20 protein-coding genes are annotated in these 19,812 nt (G+C 50.7%); 14 read left to right on the forward strand and 6 right to left on the reverse strand.

Annotation, left to right across the window (positions count from 1 at the left end):
- Nucleotides 1-61 precede the first annotated feature (61 nt).
- The 3 genes from ACYVBJ_RS06080 to ACYVBJ_RS06090 are packed head-to-tail and all read right to left on the reverse strand — an operon-like array spanning nucleotide 62 to nucleotide 1,552.
- The gene (locus ACYVBJ_RS06080) at nucleotides 62-634 is read right to left on the reverse strand and encodes a nucleotidyl transferase AbiEii/AbiGii toxin family protein (RefSeq protein WP_460981404.1); all 573 of its coding nucleotides are present in this window, start codon (nucleotides 632-634) and stop codon (nucleotides 62-64) included.
- Entirely contained in the window at nucleotides 631-927 is a 297-nt protein-coding gene (locus ACYVBJ_RS06085; RefSeq protein ID WP_460981405.1) for a DUF6922 domain-containing protein, read from the reverse strand. The genes ACYVBJ_RS06080 and ACYVBJ_RS06085 overlap by 4 nt, the downstream gene beginning before the upstream one ends.
- 10 nt (nucleotides 928-937) lie before the next feature.
- Nucleotides 938-1,552 carry a hypothetical protein gene (locus ACYVBJ_RS06090; protein ID WP_460981406.1) on the reverse strand — a complete coding sequence of 205 codons (615 nt, stop codon included), beginning with the start codon at nucleotides 1,550-1,552 and terminating at the stop codon, nucleotides 938-940.
- A 423-nt stretch (nucleotides 1,553-1,975) separates the two neighbouring features.
- Here ACYVBJ_RS06090 and ACYVBJ_RS06095 point away from each other — a divergent pair, with 423 nt between their 5' ends.
- The 4 genes from ACYVBJ_RS06095 (at nucleotide 1,976) to ACYVBJ_RS06110 (ending at nucleotide 5,473) form a co-directional block, all read left to right on the forward strand.
- Nucleotides 1,976-2,473: a hypothetical protein gene (locus ACYVBJ_RS06095; RefSeq protein ID WP_460981407.1), complete on the forward strand. Its 498-nt coding sequence runs from the start codon at nucleotides 1,976-1,978 to the stop codon at nucleotides 2,471-2,473.
- Nucleotides 2,474-2,507: 34 nt separating this feature from the next.
- Nucleotides 2,508-3,839 carry a serine hydrolase domain-containing protein gene (locus tag ACYVBJ_RS06100; protein ID WP_460981408.1) on the forward strand — a complete coding sequence of 444 codons (1,332 nt, stop codon included), beginning with the start codon at nucleotides 2,508-2,510 and terminating at the stop codon, nucleotides 3,837-3,839.
- Nucleotides 3,840-3,932: 93 nt separating this feature from the next.
- The gene (locus ACYVBJ_RS06105; RefSeq protein ID WP_460981409.1) at nucleotides 3,933-4,361 is read left to right on the forward strand and encodes a nuclear transport factor 2 family protein; all 429 of its coding nucleotides are present in this window, start codon (nucleotides 3,933-3,935) and stop codon (nucleotides 4,359-4,361) included.
- A 164-nt stretch (nucleotides 4,362-4,525) separates the two neighbouring features.
- Nucleotides 4,526-5,473: a polysaccharide deacetylase family protein gene (locus ACYVBJ_RS06110; protein ID WP_460981410.1), complete on the forward strand. Its 948-nt coding sequence runs from the start codon at nucleotides 4,526-4,528 to the stop codon at nucleotides 5,471-5,473.
- A 49-nt stretch (nucleotides 5,474-5,522) separates the two neighbouring features.
- On the opposite strand, the gene ACYVBJ_RS06115 is transcribed toward ACYVBJ_RS06110, so the two are convergent.
- The gene (locus ACYVBJ_RS06115; protein WP_460981411.1) at nucleotides 5,523-6,038 is read right to left on the reverse strand and encodes an acyl-CoA thioesterase; all 516 of its coding nucleotides are present in this window, start codon (nucleotides 6,036-6,038) and stop codon (nucleotides 5,523-5,525) included.
- Nucleotides 6,039-6,203: 165 nt separating this feature from the next.
- On the opposite strand from ACYVBJ_RS06115, the gene ACYVBJ_RS06120 reads away from it, so the two are divergent.
- The 9 genes from ACYVBJ_RS06120 to ACYVBJ_RS06160 all read left to right on the forward strand — a co-directional run bounded on the left by ACYVBJ_RS06120 (nucleotide 6,204) and on the right by ACYVBJ_RS06160 (nucleotide 16,858).
- Entirely contained in the window at nucleotides 6,204-7,058 is an 855-nt protein-coding gene (locus ACYVBJ_RS06120) for a sterol desaturase family protein (RefSeq protein WP_460981412.1), read from the forward strand.
- Between the two features lie 225 nt (nucleotides 7,059-7,283).
- Nucleotides 7,284-8,264, forward strand: a complete 981-nt coding sequence (locus ACYVBJ_RS06125; RefSeq protein ID WP_460981413.1) for a fasciclin domain-containing protein — start codon at nucleotides 7,284-7,286, stop codon at nucleotides 8,262-8,264.
- Between the two features lie 223 nt (nucleotides 8,265-8,487).
- Nucleotides 8,488-9,492 (forward strand): fasciclin domain-containing protein, encoded by a 1,005-nt coding sequence (locus tag ACYVBJ_RS06130; protein ID WP_460981414.1) that lies wholly within the window; start codon nucleotides 8,488-8,490, stop codon nucleotides 9,490-9,492.
- Between the two features lie 275 nt (nucleotides 9,493-9,767).
- Nucleotides 9,768-12,863 (forward strand): DNA polymerase I, encoded by a 3,096-nt coding sequence (gene polA, locus ACYVBJ_RS06135; protein WP_460981415.1) that lies wholly within the window; start codon nucleotides 9,768-9,770, stop codon nucleotides 12,861-12,863.
- Nucleotides 12,864-12,923: 60 nt separating this feature from the next.
- The gene (locus ACYVBJ_RS06140; protein WP_460981416.1) at nucleotides 12,924-13,235 is read left to right on the forward strand and encodes a DUF4258 domain-containing protein; all 312 of its coding nucleotides are present in this window, start codon (nucleotides 12,924-12,926) and stop codon (nucleotides 13,233-13,235) included.
- The gene (locus ACYVBJ_RS06145; RefSeq protein WP_460978142.1) at nucleotides 13,232-13,495 is read left to right on the forward strand and encodes a type II toxin-antitoxin system MqsA family antitoxin; all 264 of its coding nucleotides are present in this window, start codon (nucleotides 13,232-13,234) and stop codon (nucleotides 13,493-13,495) included. The genes ACYVBJ_RS06140 and ACYVBJ_RS06145 overlap by 4 nt, the downstream gene beginning before the upstream one ends.
- Nucleotides 13,496-13,795: 300 nt before the next feature.
- The gene (locus ACYVBJ_RS06150) at nucleotides 13,796-14,977 is read left to right on the forward strand and encodes an MFS transporter (protein WP_460981417.1); all 1,182 of its coding nucleotides are present in this window, start codon (nucleotides 13,796-13,798) and stop codon (nucleotides 14,975-14,977) included.
- 95 nt (nucleotides 14,978-15,072) lie between these two features.
- Entirely contained in the window at nucleotides 15,073-16,029 is a 957-nt protein-coding gene (locus ACYVBJ_RS06155; protein ID WP_460981418.1) for an SPFH domain-containing protein, read from the forward strand.
- Between the two features lie 100 nt (nucleotides 16,030-16,129).
- Nucleotides 16,130-16,858: a universal stress protein gene (locus ACYVBJ_RS06160; protein ID WP_460981419.1), complete on the forward strand. Its 729-nt coding sequence runs from the start codon at nucleotides 16,130-16,132 to the stop codon at nucleotides 16,856-16,858.
- A gap of 63 nt (nucleotides 16,859-16,921) precedes the next feature.
- On the opposite strand, the gene ACYVBJ_RS06165 is transcribed toward ACYVBJ_RS06160, so the two are convergent.
- Nucleotides 16,922-17,548 carry a pyridoxamine 5'-phosphate oxidase family protein gene (locus ACYVBJ_RS06165; RefSeq protein WP_460981420.1) on the reverse strand — a complete coding sequence of 209 codons (627 nt, stop codon included), beginning with the start codon at nucleotides 17,546-17,548 and terminating at the stop codon, nucleotides 16,922-16,924.
- Nucleotides 17,549-17,660: 112 nt separating this feature from the next.
- Here ACYVBJ_RS06165 and ACYVBJ_RS06170 point away from each other — a divergent pair, with 112 nt between their 5' ends.
- Nucleotides 17,661-19,169: an aminotransferase-like domain-containing protein gene (locus ACYVBJ_RS06170; protein WP_460981421.1), complete on the forward strand. Its 1,509-nt coding sequence runs from the start codon at nucleotides 17,661-17,663 to the stop codon at nucleotides 19,167-19,169.
- Here ACYVBJ_RS06170 and ACYVBJ_RS06175 read toward each other — a convergent pair.
- Entirely contained in the window at nucleotides 19,166-19,792 is a 627-nt protein-coding gene (locus tag ACYVBJ_RS06175; protein WP_460981422.1) for a Uma2 family endonuclease, read from the reverse strand. The genes ACYVBJ_RS06170 and ACYVBJ_RS06175 overlap by 4 nt on opposite strands.
- Nucleotides 19,793-19,812: the final 20 nt, after the last annotated feature.

Below are 19,812 nucleotides of genomic sequence, written 5' to 3' on the forward strand. Positions count from 1 at the left end.
TAACAGGAATTTTTAACAGGAATTTATAATGACCTGATGGTAAATCAATTCGGAGGGCGTTCTACAGCAGCTCCTTCACGGCTCCTAAGACTCGTTGTTTCACTTGAGGCCAGGTCAGTTCATTCAATGTTATAGGGTCGGCCTGCTGTTCGGCGTCGTCGAAGTACGTTAGCGAACGGACCACATACCCTGGGTCACTGTTAGTGTATTTGGCTGTAAAAAAGCCAAGTAGCTGAGCTAATGAGAAGTGGTTGAGTAATTCCGCTAAATCCCAAAAATCTTTTTTTGCACCTCGACCACTTACCGCTCCTAGCTTCATGGCACTAACATCTTCTACTGACCAAAAACGTACGCTGGATTGCTCCACAAAGGGGCTGATTAAAGGATAACGATGTGCCAATAAATCCACTTTAACACTCTCTATGAGCAGGCTGAGCGAGTTTTTGGCTTCATCAATCTTTATAGTCTTTGGAAAAGCAGATAAAAGTTCATCAAACACATCCTGGGTTGAAAACGACTGATCAGTAAACAGATCAAGGTCGATTGACAGTCGGTGGCCAAACTGAAGGGCTAAGTTTGTTCCGCCAGCCAATGCGAATGAGTCTAAGAAAGGTTGGTTGAGCAACCTTTTCAATAATTCCAGGGTAGCGGGTTCGACTGTTGCCGGGTATAACATTTGAACTGATTTGGAGCGAGATCGAAGATAGCGCAGCAGAATGACAGTGTTTTCTTTTTTAAATATGCGGCCTGCGTAACTTCGGCTTTGACCCGTTCGTGACCGTAATACTTCAGTATTTCAAGAATATCCGTCCATAAGCCATAATTCATCACCTTTTCGATTACAAACCGGGCATTCGCTTCGTAATCGAGTGACTGCATATCTACGTCCCAAAAGGCGGTGGGCGAGAGGCTGGGTTGGTTAATCATCGAGAAGTAGTCAACTGTTCTGATTTACTAACGTGCTTAGTTCCTTGATCAGCACGTCTGCTCGCTCTGTATAGTTTCCTTGACGCCGTAATGCATTTGGATGACAGATTTGATACGTATGGTAAGGCAATATACCGGGTACAATAAGTCGTTGGATTTGCTTGTCAAGAATTGGCTCGCGGGTGATCTCGTCTGGCTCATCGTAACTGCTGAACGGCTTGTTACTGACCCAGCGGTAGTTATCAAGATGCCAGTTATAAAGGCCATCTTTTGTCATAATTAAAACTATGTCTGGCTTTACAATCCGTATTTCTTCAATCAGTAACTGAATGAATAACTGAAAAAGTTTCCATGCTTCTTTACCCTTTGGCGTTGTTTTGCCGACATCAATCTTCGACAGGTTTGTCCACAGTGTGGCTTTCATAAAATCGTCTTGACCAACGCCTATTGCCTGACTAAAAGCTTCCCGAAACCACCAAAAGGGTGAGTTGTAATGTACACCAGCATTCGTAGTCTGTCCATAGTAAGACATTAGCTCACTGGCTTCGTCTCGCGGGTCATACTGATCTTTACCGGCAGTATACCAGCCAATCTTTACCGGCAGTATACCAGCCAAACGTTTCACGACCAACGAAAAGAATCTTTTTCGGAGCTTTCAGATACGCTTCATCAACTTTCATGAAGAATAGTTTGGAAACCTGATTGGCTTGCCAGTTACATTGGTTAATACACTGTACTACCTGCTCATTAATTTCAGGTAGTATGCGTTTGTACAAAGACAATAAATCTTGGTTTGTGGCTTCGGCTGAGGTGGTGTGGCTGGGTTCCATTTGATGGGTTTGTGTGAATTGATGATAAACCTGACGCTATTAAAATATAACACAGCGATTCGATAAATCTACTGTCAGAATGAATTTGATAACTTGATAAAAGCTCTATGACTTGTTTATAAACGGCATTTTTATGACTTTTCCTGTACGTTTATACTTGGCAAACCCGGCACGGCGTTTGATAGACGAAACAGAACTTAACCCATCTTCAAATCAATATGGCTACGCGTAATGCCGTTCAGTCTCTCCGTAATCTGCTTGTTGCTCTGCTTGTCGTTGGTTCGTTGACTACGGCCTGTAAAAAATCGGGTGGTTCTGATCCCGACGTTGACCCCCGCGATCAATACGTTGGCTCGTATGAAGGCGGTTATCAGGCTACGATCCGGATCGCGGATGGTGATGGACTTGATCCCGAAAGTGGTACGGCGGTCATAACCGTTTCAAAAAGTACGGTGGCCAAACAGCTTTATCTGGACATCCTCTTTAACAACACGACCAAAGAGCGCTTAACAGCTGAACTGACCGACGGCACCAGCTTCACCATTATCGATAAAACGCAGGATCAGATCAGTATAAATAACACGAAAATTGACGCTACATATACGGCTACCGGGGCTTTCGACAAAACGCAGGTTGCCATATCGACAGCCGCACAGGGGCTGCGGGGGGGCGTAAAATACGCGAAATACGGATCGATCACCGGTACGAAGAAATAAGTATCTTAGCGACGGTTCCTAACTCCCGGTTTTCATGAAACTATTTAGTCTAACCGGCCTCCTGATGGCCGGTTATTTTTTGCCCGCTACTGCCCAGTCGACCGTCAGTCCGGCAGCACGTAACAAGTCAGTCCCCGTTCAGGATGTACTAAAAGAGGCCTCGGCCGAATCCGTCGGTATGAGTACGGCCCGTTTGCAGCGAATGGACGCTGTGATCAATGACTACATTGCGAAGGGACGTCAGGCGGGCGTTGGGGTGCTGGTAGCTAGAAATGGCAGTATCGTGTATCACAAAACGTATGGTCTGGATGACATTCAGGCGAAAACGCCACTCAAGCGGGATGCGATTTTCCGCATTGCTTCGCAGACGAAAGCCATTGTGAGCATTGGGCTGATGACTTTGTTTGAAGAAGGGAAATTTCTGCTCGATGACCCGATCTCGAACTATATTCCAGCGTTTAAGAACCCAGGGGTGCTGGACAAATACAACCCGAAAGACACGACCTATACGACGGTTCCGGCGAAGCGGGAGATAACCATTCGCCAATTGTTCACCCATACGTCGGGGATCAGTTATCCATCAATTGGCACAAAAGAGGCCGTCGCTATCTACGCAAAGCATAAAATTCCAAGCGGCATTGGTACCCCAAACCAAAATCTTGAAGAAGCCATGAATCGCCTGGCGGCTTTGCCGTTGGTGCACCAGCCCGGCGAAAAGTGGACGTATGGGCTGAGTGTCGACGTACTGGGTCGACTGATTGAGGTCTTATCCGGGCAGCCGCTCGACCAGTTTCTGCGCACCCGATTGTTTGAGCCGCTGGGCATGAACGATACGTATTTTTATCTGCCGCAAAGCAAGCAAAGTCGCCTGACGCGCGTCTACACCGAAGACTCCACCAAGGCGCTTCGACGTTTGCCCTCCCAGGGTGGTATTTCGGAAGATTACCCAAAACAGCCCGGAACGTATTTCTCCGGCGGTGCGGGTCTGTCGTCGACCCTGTACGACTACGCGATCTTCTTACAGATGATGCTGAACGGCGGGCAATACGGTGGCAAACGGATTCTTAGCCCGACGACCGTACGATTAATCACGACAAACCAGATTGGTGAGCTGAACCAGGGACAGAACAAATTCGGACTCGGCTTTGCCATTACGTCGGAACGTAGTGCGGCCCGTCTGCCGGTTTCGGAAGGTTCGTATAACTGGGGCGGTTTTTTCGGTACTACGTACTGGGTGGACCCGAAAGAAGGGGTAGTGGCGCTGTTGTATACCCAGAAAGCGCCGAACAGTTACGGCGATCTGAACGACAAGTTCAACGTGCTGGTCTATCAGGCGATTACTGAGTCGATGGCGGCAAAGCGGTAGAATTCGTCGGAATTTATCTTTGCAGGAACGTAATCCGGTGTATTCAAATCAGTTCACTACGTTGCCTGACGGCCCTAACAATCGTAAGTTACTATGAAATCTTTCCTAACACTTTGCCTTCTTTTACTTGTTCAGCTTGTACGCGCCCAGAGTGGCGACGAAAAAGCGGTGCTGGATGTTGAAAAACAACGCTTTGACGCCCAGGTAAATAAAGATCAGGCGGTAATGAACAAAGTCCTGGCCGATGATCTGCTGTACACCCACTCTAATGGGAATACGGATGGCAAGCAAGCGTTTATTCAGGCCATCGTCGACGGAAAATCAAACTATACCGGTCTTCAGCCGCAGGAGCAGAAAGTGCGGCTGTATGGCAACACGGCCGTTGTGAACGGAGTTGTGCAGGTGAAAATGAATAACAACAACCAGCCTACCGAATTCAAACTTCGCTATACGGATGTGTACGTGAAAAAAAGCGGTCAGTGGCAGTTGGTCGCCTGGCAGTCGCTGCGACTGACCCAGTAGGGGCTGGTAAAACTAACAATGGGCCATGTAGAATGGGAGACTATCGTGATGATGGTATCCATTTTGCATGGCCTATTTTTATGCGTGAATCAACTAGCTGGTAATCAGTCTCCGCTGGCTACTTCATTCGATTCGCTTAAGTTGACGTAACATTGACTGCACACATGAAGAGAATACTTCACGTATTCACAGTAGGTTACCATGCCTATATAATCGGATTTCTAAATCTGGTCCAGCGGTATATTGATAGTTCAGCATTCCGGAACGAGGAGCAGGATAAGCAGTTCCGGCATAAATCGACCGATCAGGAGCCCGGACCCCCGCGTCTGATTGTTCGTGGCGATGACATGGGTTCGTCTCGCTCGGCTAATGAAGCCATTGTGCGCTGTTTTGAGGAGGGAATTGAAACGTCAATCGAAGTGATGGTACCTCCGCCCTGGTTTCCGGAAGCCGTGGCTATGCTGGCCAGAATCCCGACGGCGGATGTGGGTATTCACTTAACCTTAACCAGCGAGTGGGAAAATGTGAAGTGGCGACCCCTAAGCGATTGCCCCAGCCTGCAGGATGCGAACGGGTATTTCTATCCGATGGTCCAGCCGAACATACATTACCCGAAGCAATCGCTCGTAGAAAACAACTGGAAACTCGCCGACATTGAAAAAGAGTTTAGGGTGCAGATTGAAGTGGCGCAGGAGCACATTCCGCGCATCAGTCACGTTTCGGGGCACATGTATTGCACAAGCATGAACAAGGACGTCAGAGCGCTGGTCCGCCGATTGTGCCAGGAATATAACCTGGGGCATTCAGACGACAGTCTTCGGGCGAAAGGCGTTCGATTTGTCGGCTTTGCGGGCGCTCACACGACGCTGGATGAGAAAGTAGACAGTTTTGAAAAAATGCTGGGAAAGCTGAAACCGGGAAAAACCTATATGTTTATCGAGCATCCAGGCCTGGACACACCCGAAGCGCGGGCCATTCACCACAAGGGGTACGAAAACGTAGCCGCCGACCGGCAGGGCATTACTGACCTCTGGACGCACCCGCGCATTCAGGCGTTGATAACTCAAAAAGGTATTCAACTCATTAGCTACAGTCAGCTAGACCTGCAATAGATACATCTGATAGAAAATACAACCAGCGGCCAGGTCTATGTTACAAACTTTAGACTTTCAGATACTCCCGCAGTTCGGTGGCGTCCTGGGCGTTCATCCGACCGGCGAGAACCAGGCGCAGCTGCCGCCGACGTAAGGCACTTTCGTAGCGGTCTTTTTCCTCATCCGTTTCCGCAATCACCGCCGGTACCTCGATTGGTCGGCCGCTCTGATCGACAGCCACGAAGGTATAAAATGCACTATTCGTGCTCACCCGGACGCCCGCCGGAATGTCTTCCGCCCATACTTCAATAAACACTTCCATCGAGGAGCTGAACGCCCGGGTTACCTGAGCCTTCATGGTCACGATATTGCCCAGCCGGATGGGTTCGGCAAACGATACGTTGTCGACAGAGGCCGTCACGACAATGCGGTTCGAGTGTTTTTGAGCGGCTATGGCCGCGGCAATGTCCATGAAGTGTAGTAAACGGCCGCCCATCAAGTTGTTCAGCGTATTCGTATCGTTGGGAAGCACCATTTCGGTCATTACCGTTATGGACTCTCGGGCGTGTTTGGGTTGGGGCATTGACAATTTAATATTGAGCCGTTAACTGAAACGTACCGGTTGCCCAGTTGGGCCATACCCGGATTCAGCTGCAAACCAACGACGGTTTTTTCAAACTGACAAACCAAACGCTACGTTGATACTGTTTATAGTTGTAGAATAAGTATATAAAATAGGGTAAAACGTATGGAGCGTATCGTCGATTACTTCGAACATATTCCATCGCTGCACCGAAGTCTCATTCTGGTCGGCGGCATCACTATTTTCTGGCTGATCGAAAGCGCAGTGCCCCTGTTCCGGTTCGAATACCGGAAGTTTCACCACGCGGGCATCAATATCTTCTTTACCCTAACGACCATTATCGTCAATTTCGCCCTGGCGTTTATTCTCCTGCAGACCAGCGATTGGACCGTTCGGAATCACGTTGGTTTGCTGCAATGGTTAAACTGGCCGCTTTGGCTGGAGGCTGTGACTGGCCTACTGGCGCTCGATTTGATCGGTGCCTGGCTAGCGCACTGGACGGAGCATCAGGTAAAGTTTTTATGGCGGTTTCATTTGATTCACCATACCGATACGTATGTCGATACGACAACTGCCAATCGGCATCATCCCGGCGAAAGCGTAATTCGGTTTGCCTTCACCACGTTGGCTGTACTCATAGTTGGTGCGCCTATGTGGCTGGTTTTCATGTACCAGGCTTTGTCGGTCGGACTCTCTCAGTTCAACCACGCGAACATCGAGTTACCCCGCTGGGCTGATCGTCTGCTGGGACTGGTGATTGTTACGCCTAATATGCACCATGTGCATCATCATCACATATTGCCGGTTACGAACACCAATTACGGCAACATTTTTCCGTACTGGGACCGGCTCTTTGGGACGTATCACGAGATGGCCGGTAAAGACCTGCACTATGGAATTGATACGCATCCGGAGCCGCACGAACATTCGCACGTTGGCAATCTGCTGAAGATTCCATTCCAGAAATACCGTCCACCAGTCGGGGACACCAAGAAACCGGATCGGGTAACGACCGTGTAAAGGCGGACCGTTTCGTCAACCGATAGCGCTTTATAATGAACATCGGTTGCTCTGGTGGTGCTGGAAATGGGTTAAGTATCCGGCAGGAAAATTTGGGCAAACCAATAAATTGTTTAACAAAAATGAAAATGTATTAAACAAAAGCGCGAAGATCGTGTTTGCCAAATCGAGTAGACAGATGCAGACCTACTCGGTTTCACTTAATTCAACATAAACATACAACGTATGAAAAAAGCATCAGTTGGTCAAAAATGGGCCGGACTAGCCACTTTAGTCATTGCTGGCACATTTGCGCTCTCCGCGTGTAATAACGACGACAACAACAATACCCCACAGCTTCAAACAATAAATGAACTCGTTACGGCAGGGGACCGATTCACACTGCTGGAAGCGGCAGTGGCCCGGGCCGGACTCGGCACTACATTGAGTCAGCCTGGTCCCTTTACCGTTTTTGCTCCATCCGACGATGCATTCCGGGCGGCTGGTTTCGCTGACGTAGCGGCTATTAATGCGGCACCTGATACCACTCTTCGGCGCATTTTGCAATACCATGTGATTAGTGGAACGGCTATTCCTGCGTCTGCCATTACGGCTGGCCAAACGGCTCAACCAACGTCACTCAGCACGAACGGTACGTTGTATATTACCAGAGCTGGTTCAACATCAGCGTCGGGTGGATCGGCTATATCGGTGAATGGTGCCCGCATTCTATCTGCTGATGGACAGGCGAGTAATGGAGTTATTCATGCTATTGACCGGGTGCTGATGCCGGCCAGAGGTAATGTTCTTCAAATAGCCCAAGCCGATACATCGTTAAGTTTATTAGTGGCGGCTGCCGTACGAGGTGGGGCTACAGTTACGTCGGCTCTGGGTGGAACAACTCCCTTGACCGTGTTTGCGCCAACGAACGCAGCTTTTCGCGCGATTGGCTTCACCAGATCCGTTATTGATACAGTGAATGTAGCGCGTCTGACCAGCGTGTTAACCAACCATGTAGTAGCCAATGCTCGGGCGTATTCGCCGACGGTTGCGAGCGGACCGATCACTACCTTTGGAGGAGGATCGGTGACGGCAACAGTGGGCAGTAACAACGCTATTACCCTGCTGAGCCGCGGAAACGGTACGAACGCAGCGAACGTAACAACCGCCGATATCAACGCCACCAACGGGGTCATTCACAAGATTGACCGGGTGCTGTTGCCATAGTTAAACCTTCATCAACATACATTACCCCTGAACAACAAAGCCATTCCGCTGAGCGGGATGGCTTTGTTATAGTATAAAAGCCAGCTTACATACACATAAGCGGCTGAGCACGGCGGTTAACGTAAAGCAGCTTAAACAAAACAGGAAGTAATTCGTTTGCCAGATAGTGACCGGAGTAAATCGCGTACACTAAATATCCCAACTAACTAGCTTATTAACAATTATGTACACCAAACGACACGAAAGCGCCTGGCGTAGAGTGCCTTTGTTAGTGATCCTGGCCGTTGCCGTAACGATGACGGTATCTGCCTGCTGGGACGAAGATAATCCAGACGTGCCTCCTCCACAAAACATTGGTTTATCGGTAATTTCGAACAAGCAGTTAAACTTTTTTGAAGCTGCCGTTAATCGGGCGGGGTTGGCTGCAACACTCAATGGAGCCGGGCCATTCACCATTTTTGCGCCGACAGACGATGCGTTCCGGGCTGCCGGTTTCCCCGACACAGCGGCTATCAATCGAACGCCGGCTGCTACGCTTCAGCAAATTCTATCGTACCACATTATTAATGGGACGGCCATAAATTCGTCGGCTATTGCCGTTGGTCAAACGGCACAGCAGTCGTCGCTAACGAGCAACGGTACGCTGTATATAAGTAAAGCCGCTTCTACATCCGGTACGTCTGGGTCGGCGACAACGGGGATCTCGGTGAACAATGCACGCGTTGTTGTGGCTGACCAGCAGGCTACCAATGGGGTTATTCACCTGATTAATCGGGTGCTGATGCCACCGGCTGGTAACATCTTACAGGTTGTAGCCGCCGATACATCGCTGAGCTTACTGGCAGCTGCCGCTCAATTGGGTGGTGCTACAGTTACGGCAGCCCTGAGTGGCTCAACCGCTTTAACAGTGTTTGCGCCAACCAATGCCGCTTTCCGGGCGGCTGGTTTTGGGTCTGCTGCGGCTCTTCAGGCGGCTCCTCCGGCTACATTAACCGGCATTCTGACGTACCACGTAGCACCGGGTGTTCGGGCCTATTCGCCAACGCTGACTAATGGAGCGGCTATCACGACCTTCCAGGGAGGTTCGGTAACGGCTAATGTGGGTGCTAACAATGCTGTAACCCTAACCGGCCGAGGGAATAATGGCGCTGCGTCGAACGTAGTAGCCGCTGATATTAGCGCTACGAACGGGGTTATCCATAAGATCGATCGAGTGCTATTGCCTTAGATTGATCTCACCTGTACAATCTATGAAAACGAACCGCTTTCAACAAGGCGGTTCGTTTTATTTACAGCCGTTGCAAGCCGAAAGGCTTAGTTTCAGGCGCTTGACAGAGTCCCCGAAACAGGTTCAAGCTCTGTTTAGTTTTACGGGTTAGCCGCCGTATATCTGAATCAAAACCTACCTTTAACCGTTCTGTTTTTGTAGTATTCGTCTGTTTACCGACCTTTGGCAAACTCTGCCGATCGGCCGGAAAGAGACATCTTAGTGATCATTATCGAATGGCCAAACCACAGAAAAAACTCTTTTTGTTAGACGCGCTAGCCCTGATTTACCGCGCTCACTTTGCCTTCAGCAAATCGCCCCGCATTTCATCACGTGGCGTAAATACCTCGGCCATTTTCGGCTTCATGAACGCCATGATCGAGGTACTCACCAAAGAAAAGCCTACCCACCTCGGTGTTGCCTTCGATTCATCGAAAAAGACGTTCCGGCACGAGCAGTTTCCGATGTACAAGGCCACCCGCCAGAAGCAGCCGGAAGATATCAGCGTAGCTACGCCTTACATCAAGCAGATTATTGAGGCTATGCACATCCCGATCCTGATCATGGACGGCTACGAAGCTGACGACATCATCGGAACAGTTGCCAAAAAAGCGGCCCTGGCCGATTTTGAAGTGTACATGATGACGCCCGATAAAGACTACGGGCAGCTGGTCGAAGAGCACGTACACATCTATAAACCGGCGTTTATGGGCAAACCCGCCGAGAAGCTGGGCATTGCCGAAGTGCTGGATCGGTGGCAGATCGAACGTATTGAGCAGGTAACCGACATGCTCGGACTGGTAGGCGATTCGGTCGATAACATTCCCGGCATACCGGGTATTGGCGAAAAAACCGCGCAGAAGCTCATCGCCGATTTCGGCTCCGTCGAGAACCTGATTGCCAACGCCGACCAGTTAAAAGGTAAGCTGAAAGAGAACGTAGTGAACTACGGGCAACAAGGGTTACTGTCGAAACAACTGGCGACCATTCATCTGGACGTACCGGTTGATTTTGACGAAAACCGGCTGCGACATACCGAATACGACAAACCCCGTCTGGCTGCGCTGCTGGACGAGCTGGAGTTTCGGCAGATGAAAACCCGGCTGCTGGGGGGCAATTACGATGAGAAGCCGCTGCCAACGGCGTTTAAAAATAACGCTCCGGCACAGATGGATCTGTTCGATTCACCGGGCGACGATCAGCCAGCCTTCCTGCCATTCCCAAATATGAGCGCCGTCAATCCGTCGGGGGCTGATGATCTGCCGTTCGATTTTAGTGCTGACGATACGTCCGCAGCACCTGCCGCCCCACCTGAGCCACCCGCTAAAACCAGGGCGAAACAGACTAAAGTTACCGCGCCAGCCGCGTCGGCTACCGATGCGACGCCGAAAGCGGTAACCGATACAGCTGCGGTGGAAGATGCGCCCGGTGCCGAGGTTACTCAATCATCGGCAGATCAACCGGCGTATCTGGACGTGTATCCAGACTACGAGATTGACGAGCACCAGCCCGAACGACGCAAAACGATTCATTCCGTTAAGCACGATTATCGGCTGGTCGATACGCCGGAACTCCGGGCGAGTCTGGTGCATTATCTGAGTCTGCAAACCAGCATTTGTTTCGATTCCGAGACGACAGCCATTGACCCCGTTGAGGCTGATCTGGTAGGCCTTTCGTTTTCGTACCGGAAAGGAGAAGCGTTCTACGTACCGGTTCCCGCCGATCGGGCTGAAGCACAGGCGATTGTCGACCAGTTCAAACCCGTTTTTGAGAATCCGGCCATTGAAAAGATTGGCCAGAATCTGAAGTATGACCTGCTGATGCTGAAAAAGTACGGCATAGAAGTGCAGGGTAAGCTGTTTGACACCATGATTGCCCACTACCTGATTGAGCCGGAAATGCGCCATAACATGGACATGATGGCCATGACGTACCTCAATTACCAGCCGGTTGAGATTGAAGCCTTGATTGGGAAAAAGGGGAAAGGACAGCTAACGATGCGCGATGTTGATGTCCAGAAAGTGGTTGAGTACGCCGGTGAGGATGCCGACATTACCTTACAGCTGAAGGAAGCGTTTTCGCCCCGGCTCGAAAAAGACAACCTTCATAAACTGTTCGATCAGGTTGAAATGCCGCTGGTGCAGGTGCTGACTGACCTCGAATTAGAAGGAATCACGATTGATGTCAACGCCCTGTCGGATCTCTCGGCAACGCTGGAAACCGATATGCGGCAGGTGCAGCAGGAGGTATTTGAGATCGCTGGGGAGTCGTTCAATATTGGGTCGCCTAAGAAGCTCGGCGAGATTCTGTTTGACAAACTCAAACTTGACAAGAACGCTAAAAAGACACGTACCGGCCAGTACGCTACGGGTGAAGAGATCTTGTCGAAGCTGGAAGAAGAGCACGAAATTGCCCGCAAGATCCTTGATTACCGCGAGTTGATTAAGCTGAAGAATACGTACGTCGATGCCTTGCCGCTGCTGATCAGTAAGCGTACCGGCCGGATCCATACGTCGTTCAACCAGGCGGTAGCGTCGACCGGGCGATTGTCGTCGGCGAATCCGAACTTGCAGAACATCCCGATCCGGACACCCCGTGGTCAGGAAATTCGGAAAGCGTTTGTGCCGCGCGGGCCGGAGTTTCTGATTATGTCGGCCGACTATTCGCAGATCGAGCTTCGGATTATGGCCGCTTTCAGTGGTGATCAAACCATGCTCGATGCCTTTAACAACGGCGTCGACATTCATACGCAGACGGCAAGCAAGGTTTTTCACGTACCAATCAGCGAGGTGACGGGGGATATGCGCAGGAAAGCCAAAACAATCAACTTCGGTATTATTTACGGTATTTCTTCGTTCGGGCTGGCGCAGCGCCTGAAGATTCCGCGCAAAGAAGCATCTCAGATTATTGAAGAATATTTCGTGGAGTTCCCGGCAGTTAAAGCGTTCATGGACCAGAGTATTGAGAAAGCGCGCGGATTTGGGTACGCCGAAACGATTCTGGGTCGGCGTCGGTACCTGCGCGACATTAACTCGCGGAACATGACCGACCGGATGTTTGCCGAACGAAACGCCATCAATGCGCCGATTCAGGGCAGTGCGGCCGATATGCTCAAAATCGCCATGATTCAGATTCATGACTTTATGCAGCGGGAGCATTTAAAGTCGAAAATGATTCTGACCGTGCATGACGAATTGGTATTCGACGCCCATCGGGATGAAATCGATCATCTTCGCGAGCATGTGAACCACATCATGAAGAACGCGATTCCAATGGCCGTGCAAATGGATACCGGCATCGGTATTGGCGAAAACTGGCTGCTGGCGCACTGAGACTGATCCTGGTGATCACGGAAACTTTTTGCTTAGCTTTGCTGGCCCCGTAACTCTTCTATGATAGAACTTAGTTGGATAAAGCAATGCATTGATGAACAGAAGTATTTATATTCTGCTCACGGTGACAGGGAGCGATTAGCGGATAACTTAACGCTTGATGAAGTGGAAGAGGCTATTCGGAATGGAATCATCCTTGAACAATATGAAGATACTGGTCGTGGTCCGTGTTGTCTAGTAGCTGGCTTTACTACCACAGGTAAACCAATTCATATTGTAGTCGGCCGTAAGCTAGATAGAGTGATTGTCATTACAGTTTACATTCCGACACCGCCTAAGTTTACAACGCCGTTTAAACGAAATAGACTATGACTGATAAATGTAGTTTTTGCGGGAATGAAGAATTTAAACAGCTGTCAACTCAATACATCTATCAAAGGAATGGATCGTTGATGGTAGTTGATAATGTACCCGCACTCGTTTGTTCGTACTGTGGAGAGAAATATTACGACATCCAGACGTTAAAGCAAATTGAGAACCGCTTTAATGCAATTTACCAAGATGGTCAGCCCCCTGTCAAGCAAGTATCGGTTCCATTTGAAAGTTGGGATATTTTGAAACAGGCAGGTTGATCGTTCGTTAAAAACCAATACCCTTGAGCCAAAAAGGCGTAGAGTAAGATCGTAAAGCTGGCGATCCAGAAGCCGTTTTCTTTGCATTTCGTCATAAATGTGAGGGAAACGGCTTCTGGCAGTTTTTGCGCTAGTGATCAAACGGAATGCCTATAATTGCACGGATGGACTAACTTTTTAGAACATTCGTAGACCCGGAAACGAAATCAGATTTTTTGCATTTATCCCAGAGCCGGACCCCTATAGGGCGGCCCTGGGTCAGTGCGGTTGTACTGACTGTTTAAAGTTAGTACATTCCGTATGAAAAAGAATCTGTTGCCGCTGACTATGGGTGGCTTCGGCATTGGCATGACCGAGTTCGTGATGATGGGCATTCTACCCGATCTGGCTCAGACGCTGCATATCAGTATTCCGGAAGCGGGTCATTTGATCTCGTCGTATGCTATAGGGGTTGTACTGGGGGCTCCCTTGCTGGTGGGTGTTGCGGGTAACTACCCGCCTAAGAAGATTTTGCTGGGCCTGATGGCCTTATTTACCTTCTGTAATGCACTTTCGGCCTTTGCCCCGAATTATCCGATCATGATGATAACCCGACTGTTGTCAGGCTTACCGCACGGCGCTTTCTTTGGCGTAGGCGCGGTGGTGGCCAGTCGGCTGGCGGGACGCGGTAAAGAAGCGCAGGCTATTTCAATGATGTTCGCGGGACTAACCATAGCTAACATCATTGGCGTGCCGCTGGGAACTTACATTGGGCATACCTTAAGCTGGCGGATCACCTTCGTTCTCATTGCCGTTGTTGGGCTAAGTACGATGTTCTGCATTCATAAACTGCTGCCTGAAATGCCGGTGGTGGGTGAATCGAATCTTCGTAGAGATCTGAAGCTGTTCACCTTCGCTGAACCCTGGCTCATTCTGGGCATCACCGCCATAGGGACCGGCGGCTTGTTTGCCTGGTTCAGCTACATCGCTCCGCTTCTGACAGAAGTGGCGCATTTTCAGCCCAGCCAGATCACCTGGATTCTGGTGCTGGCGGGTATGGGCATGGCCGTTGGCAACCTAATCTCGGGGCGGGTGGCCGACAAGGTATCGCCCATTAAAGCGACTATGTTGTTTCTGGCCCTCATGGTGGTTAGTCTGTTAATCGTTTACGTAGTCTCGCCGTTTAAAATACCGTTGCTTGCGATGACATTTGTGACGGGCGCTATCGCGTTTTCGCTGGGTGCGCCTATCCAGATCCTGATGATTCGCGCGGCCAACGGCTCCGAAATGCTGGCTTCGTCAGTTACGCAGGCTGGCTTTAACATCGGTAACGCGTTGGGCGCGTATTTTGGTGGATTGCCCATTGCGGCCGGACTCGGCTACGCGTCACCCCAGTGGGTGGGTGCGATTATGGCCTTTGCGGGGTTCCTGCTGGCTACGGCAATCTACCTCCGGCAACGAAATGTGCGCCGTGAATCGGTGCGTTTCGAAATGGCGGCTTAAAGCAACAAACGACCGATTAGATACTAATTGACAACTAGTTCAACAGGATTCTGTACCTTGGTATAGAATCCTGTTGTATTTAACCCCTTATCCTAATGACATTATTAAGTATTTTCGCGTTGCTGGCAATCATTATTGTCTACCTGTCTGTTGTTGTCGTTCAGCAGGGAACGGTTGCCGTTATCACCATTTTCGGGAAATACACCCGCGTGATGGGACCGGGACTAAATTTCAAAATTCCCTTCATTGAAGTCGTTTACCGGCGAATCTCTATTCAGAACCGGTCCGTTGAGCTAGCTTTTCAAGCGATTACGGCCGATCAGGCCAATGTCAACTTCAAAGCCATGCTGGTGTATTCGGTACTGAATCAGGGTGAGGAAACCATTAAGAACGTAGCGTTTAAATTCATCGACGAAGCCTCGTTCATGCAGGCGCTCATTCGAACGATTGAAGGTTCGATCCGGAGTTTTGTGGCCACCAAGCGGCAATCCGAAATCCTGGCGTTACGTTCCGAGATTATCGAACACGTAAAGTCCCAGCTCGATACATTGCTGGAAAGCTGGGGGTATCACCTGACCGACCTGCAACTAAACGACATTGCGTTCGACGAAGTGATTATGCGCTCGATGGCCCAGGTAGTTGCGTCGTCAAACCTGCGGGCTGCCGCCGAAAATGAAGGTCAGGCCCTGCTGATTACGAAAACTAAATCGGCCGAAGCCGAGGGGAATGCCATCAAGATATCGGCCGAAGCGGAGAAAACGGCGTCGCAATTACGTGGTCAGGGCGTGGCTTTGTTCCGCGAAGAAGTGGCAAAAGGTATGGCGGAATCGGCCAAAGTCATGACCGAAGCCAACCTGGACGCTTCGTTAATTTTGTTTTCCATCTGGACGGAGGCCATCAAGCACTTCGCGGAGAATGGGCAGGGAAACGTCATTTTCCTGGATGGCTCGTCGGAAGGTATGGAGAAGACAATGCGGCAAATGCTGGCGGTGGAAAAGATGAATACGGGTGGCACCAACGGCAACGGCCGTATTATACCCGCCACTTCCTAATCACTGGTCTGGATACGGATAAACGAAACAAATTTGGGGGGCGGGCGGGACGATTCGGCGTTTTGTTTGTTGATGCTTCTAAACACCTGTTCACTCGCATATGACAAACTTGCTTTTCCCCACAGATTTCTCTACCAATACCAACGCTGCACTTGATTGGGTGCGACTCTTTGCGCGTAAAACTGGCGCTACCATTACGTTGCTGCACGTTTATCAGCCGATGGTTCCCGATTCGACATTGCCCACGCTGGGCGATCCGGGTATGGGCATTACGGCTTCGCGCGAAGTGGAAGACATTAGCCGCCGTCGACTCAATGAATTAGCCGCTACGTTACAGGCCGAAGGCCTGTCGGTACAGACCGAGTGGCGGGCAGGCGGTACGGAAAACGAAATTCTCGATGCTGCTAAGGAATACGCGGCTGACTTAATCATCATGGGACGCAGCGATCTGAGTACGTTCTTCGATCGGCTAGCCGGTAGTGCGGTCAGTGATGTGGCCAGTGACGCGCTTTGTCCGGTACTGATTGTGCCGACAAGTCCCGAGGGCGGAGCCATTCGCCCGGCTCAGGTACGGACCATTGCCTACGCTATGCAGCCACGCACCACCCGAAGCGACGTATCGGCCCAGACGGATTCGTTAGTGAATGCGTTCGACGCTGAACTGTCCGTATTGACCGACGATCAGATTGACAACGCACATGCCGATCTGATCGTTATGGAGTTGTATCCGCAACCCGGCTTCCTCGATAAACTTCTGCACCCGAATCGAACGGCGGCTCTGGTCGAAAAGTCGTCGGTGCCGGTGCTGATTTATCATAAACCGGCTTAACTATACAAATAAGGCCAGCTACGTAGCTGGCCTTATTTGTATAGCTGATGTTCCTCAATAAAATTAAACTGCCAGATACGGCGGTAACGGCGTTTCCAGACTGTACTGAGCCGGAACAGGAGTCTGCCGGGTGGTTTGAAGAGGAATTACGCCCGCCCACGTCGGTAGTTCAAGGTCTTCGGGCTCATCGTTCGGGCCGCCCGTACGTACTTTAGCCGATGCTTCGGCCAGCGAAAAAGCCAGCACAGTGGTTTTGCGCATCTCGCTGGCGGTGGTTGGGCGAAGATCGGCCCAGCGGCCAGGAATCAAATGATCGGTAATAAGCTCTAAAGCGTCCATTCGCTCGGTTTCATCCGTTACCTTCTCCGCGTTCGCGAAAATGACAACTGACCGGTAATTCACGGAGTGACTGAACGCGGACTTTGCCAGCACCAGCCCGTCCGCCAGCATCACGCTGATGCAAACGGGGCTGCCCTGCTCAATCTGGCGAATGAAATGGCTGCCTACTGAACCGTGGATATACAGCTTATCGCCTTTTCGCGCGAAGGCGGTCGGAATCGCCATGGGTTGACCGTCGATGGCGTAACTGACAGTGCAGAACATAGCCTCGTCTAAAACGGAGTAAATACTGGCTGTGTCGTAGTGGGTGCGCTTGGCTAAGCGGCTTGGTGTGGTACGTGTCGTTGACATACGCGTGGTGGGCGTGGCCCATTTGGATGGTGAGTAAATTAGATGATAACAAATGTCGTATCTTACCGGCTGGTTTAAATCGTCCACTTTTCAGATATAAACTAGTCCGGTTGTGCTGCCATTCAAGTCATTACTACAAATCAAGAAGTCATCAGCTACACCGGTTTTTGTCCAGATCAGTGAGCAAATTGGGCAGTTGATCCGGACAGGCACCCTAACCGCCGGTCAACGGTTACCCGGTACGCGTCAGTTAGCCGAACTACTCAATCTGCACCGGCAGACGATCGTTGCCGCCTATGACGAGGCAATGGCGCAGGGGTGGCTGGAGAGCCGTACGGGCAGCGGAACGTACGTAGCTTTGCATAGTCAGGAAGCTCGTCCGCAGGAATTTCGGACGCAGGACCGCGCCCAACATCCGGTTGCTCTGGAACAGTCAGGGTCTTTACGTCGCCCAAACGACACACCGGGCTACGCGTTCGAATCCCGCCCATTTCTGGCCCGACCAGTGCTGACCAACCAGAGTGGCTTACGGCTGGACGATGGTTTTCCCGATTTGCGGCTGGCACCGATGGACGAGTTGAGTCGTGCCTATCGGTCCTATTTCCGGTGGGGAAATCCCCAGGAACACTTTGGCTACAGCGATACCAAAGGACATCTGTTGCTGCGGGAGCAGCTGTCACTGCATCTCAACGAAACCCGCGGCCTGCGAACGACGCCCGACAACGTACTCATTACGCGGGGCAGTATAATGGGGATGCACCTCAGCTGTCAGGTCTTGCTGCGACCGGGCGACGTAGTAGTTACCGGCGAAACAACCTGGGCCGGGGCCACCATGAATTTTCTTAACGCCGGCGCTACGATACGTACCCTGCCCGTCGATCAGTACGGTATGGACGTAGCCGCGTTAGCTGAACTGTGCAGTCGGGAATTCGTACGCATGGTATTTGTGACCCCGCATCATCACTATCCGACTACGGTTACGTTACGTGCCGATCGGCGCGTGCAGCTACTGCACCTGGCCGAGCAGTATGGATTTATCATCCTGGAAGATGATTACGACTATGATTTTCATTATTTAAGCCGACCTATCTTACCCCTGGCCAGTGCTGACGATCACGGTATGGTTGTATACGTCGGATCGTTGACGAAGTCCGTGGCTCCGGCTTTCCGGATTGGTTACGTGGTAGCGCCAACCGCACTCATTGGTGAACTGGCCCGTCACCGGCGCATCATCGACCGGCAGGGTGATCCCATGCTGGAATTTGCCATTGGTCAACTCTTTAAAACCGGTGAGTTGAAACGGCATTTTCGCAAGGCGCTGCGGACGTATCACAATCGGCGCGATCAGTTCTGCGCGTTGCTCAGTCAGGAGCTGCCCGATGCGGTCCGGTTTGAAAAGCCTGATGGGGGAATGGCCGTCTGGGCGGTGTTCGATTCAACAATTGACTTGGAGCGGCTTGCCGAAGACGCCGGACGAGCCGGACTTTTCTTGTCGAGCGGGGTTTCACACAATCCGCCCGGTCGGCGGCAACTCAATGGCACCCGGCTCGGTTTTGCATCGAGTAACGAAGCCGAATTGGAACAAGCGGTAGCTGTGCTCGGGAAACTAATCCGGCGTTAATAGGTAAGCTCCTCGTCGTCGAGTAGTTGCTTGATATTCAATTGACAATCGTCTACAACGGCAATAGTTTGACCCCAATCAACGATGTGCCAGGTCGGGTCGTTGCGGTCGATAACATACACCCGTTGCATACTGGTGATAATCCAGAGTACTTTCTCAACGCCAAAATCGAGCAGTTTCAGAGCCTTCTGCATGACGTAACCATCAGCTCCATTTTCAAATTCGGCCGTGTCCGCTTTAATATCTACCTCAATGACAATTTTGAGAGGAATATCGAAGTATTTGCCTGTGAGCTTACCTAACTTTTCTTTTTCGAAGATGACGACATCATTACCCAGATTATCGTTCAAAGCAAGATGCAGCCCGATTTCGTTCGTTGCCAGCAGGTATTTTTTGCGGTTGAGGGCGCTGAATAAATGGCCATTCAGCAGCGATACAAGCACCGCCTGTAAATCGGAACACGATATAACTTCTTCAATAGTTTTCTTTCCGGCTAATACGTCCCGATAGCCTCGGTAATACACGGGCTTACCCTGCCACATCTCATAAATGAGCGTGGAGGGAATGTTGCGGGTCGACAAACGGCCGGTTCGTCGGCGTTTCGTTTCAGCAATGGCCGTCATAAAAGTGTCAGTTGTGATTA

This window comes from Spirosoma fluminis (assembly GCF_054778895.1).

Excerpts from the sequence above, each read along its gene's own strand:
- ACYVBJ_RS06085 (WP_460981405.1), bottom strand. The coding sequence starts at position 927 with ATGATTAACCAACCCAGCCTCTCGCCCACCGCCTTTTGGGACGTAGAT.
- ACYVBJ_RS06095 (WP_460981407.1), top strand. The coding sequence starts at position 1,976 with ATGGCTACGCGTAATGCCGTTCAGTCTCTCCGTAATCTGCTTGTTGCT.
- ACYVBJ_RS06100 (WP_460981408.1), top strand. The coding sequence starts at position 2,508 with ATGAAACTATTTAGTCTAACCGGCCTCCTGATGGCCGGTTATTTTTTG.
- ACYVBJ_RS06105 (WP_460981409.1), top strand. The coding sequence starts at position 3,933 with ATGAAATCTTTCCTAACACTTTGCCTTCTTTTACTTGTTCAGCTTGTA.
- ACYVBJ_RS06110 (WP_460981410.1), top strand. The coding sequence starts at position 4,526 with ATGAAGAGAATACTTCACGTATTCACAGTAGGTTACCATGCCTATATA.
- ACYVBJ_RS06115 (WP_460981411.1), bottom strand. The coding sequence starts at position 6,038 with ATGCCCCAACCCAAACACGCCCGAGAGTCCATAACGGTAATGACCGAA.
- ACYVBJ_RS06120 (WP_460981412.1), top strand. The coding sequence starts at position 6,204 with ATGGAGCGTATCGTCGATTACTTCGAACATATTCCATCGCTGCACCGA.
- ACYVBJ_RS06125 (WP_460981413.1), top strand. The coding sequence starts at position 7,284 with ATGAAAAAAGCATCAGTTGGTCAAAAATGGGCCGGACTAGCCACTTTA.
- ACYVBJ_RS06130 (WP_460981414.1), top strand. The coding sequence starts at position 8,488 with ATGTACACCAAACGACACGAAAGCGCCTGGCGTAGAGTGCCTTTGTTA.
- polA (WP_460981415.1), top strand. The coding sequence starts at position 9,768 with ATGGCCAAACCACAGAAAAAACTCTTTTTGTTAGACGCGCTAGCCCTG.
- ACYVBJ_RS06140 (WP_460981416.1), top strand. The coding sequence starts at position 12,924 with ATGATAGAACTTAGTTGGATAAAGCAATGCATTGATGAACAGAAGTAT.
- ACYVBJ_RS06145 (WP_460978142.1), top strand. The coding sequence starts at position 13,232 with ATGACTGATAAATGTAGTTTTTGCGGGAATGAAGAATTTAAACAGCTG.
- ACYVBJ_RS06150 (WP_460981417.1), top strand. The coding sequence starts at position 13,796 with ATGAAAAAGAATCTGTTGCCGCTGACTATGGGTGGCTTCGGCATTGGC.
- ACYVBJ_RS06155 (WP_460981418.1), top strand. The coding sequence starts at position 15,073 with ATGACATTATTAAGTATTTTCGCGTTGCTGGCAATCATTATTGTCTAC.
- ACYVBJ_RS06160 (WP_460981419.1), top strand. The coding sequence starts at position 16,130 with ATGACAAACTTGCTTTTCCCCACAGATTTCTCTACCAATACCAACGCT.
- ACYVBJ_RS06165 (WP_460981420.1), bottom strand. The coding sequence starts at position 17,548 with ATGTCAACGACACGTACCACACCAAGCCGCTTAGCCAAGCGCACCCAC.
- ACYVBJ_RS06175 (WP_460981422.1), bottom strand. The coding sequence starts at position 19,792 with ATGACGGCCATTGCTGAAACGAAACGCCGACGAACCGGCCGTTTGTCG.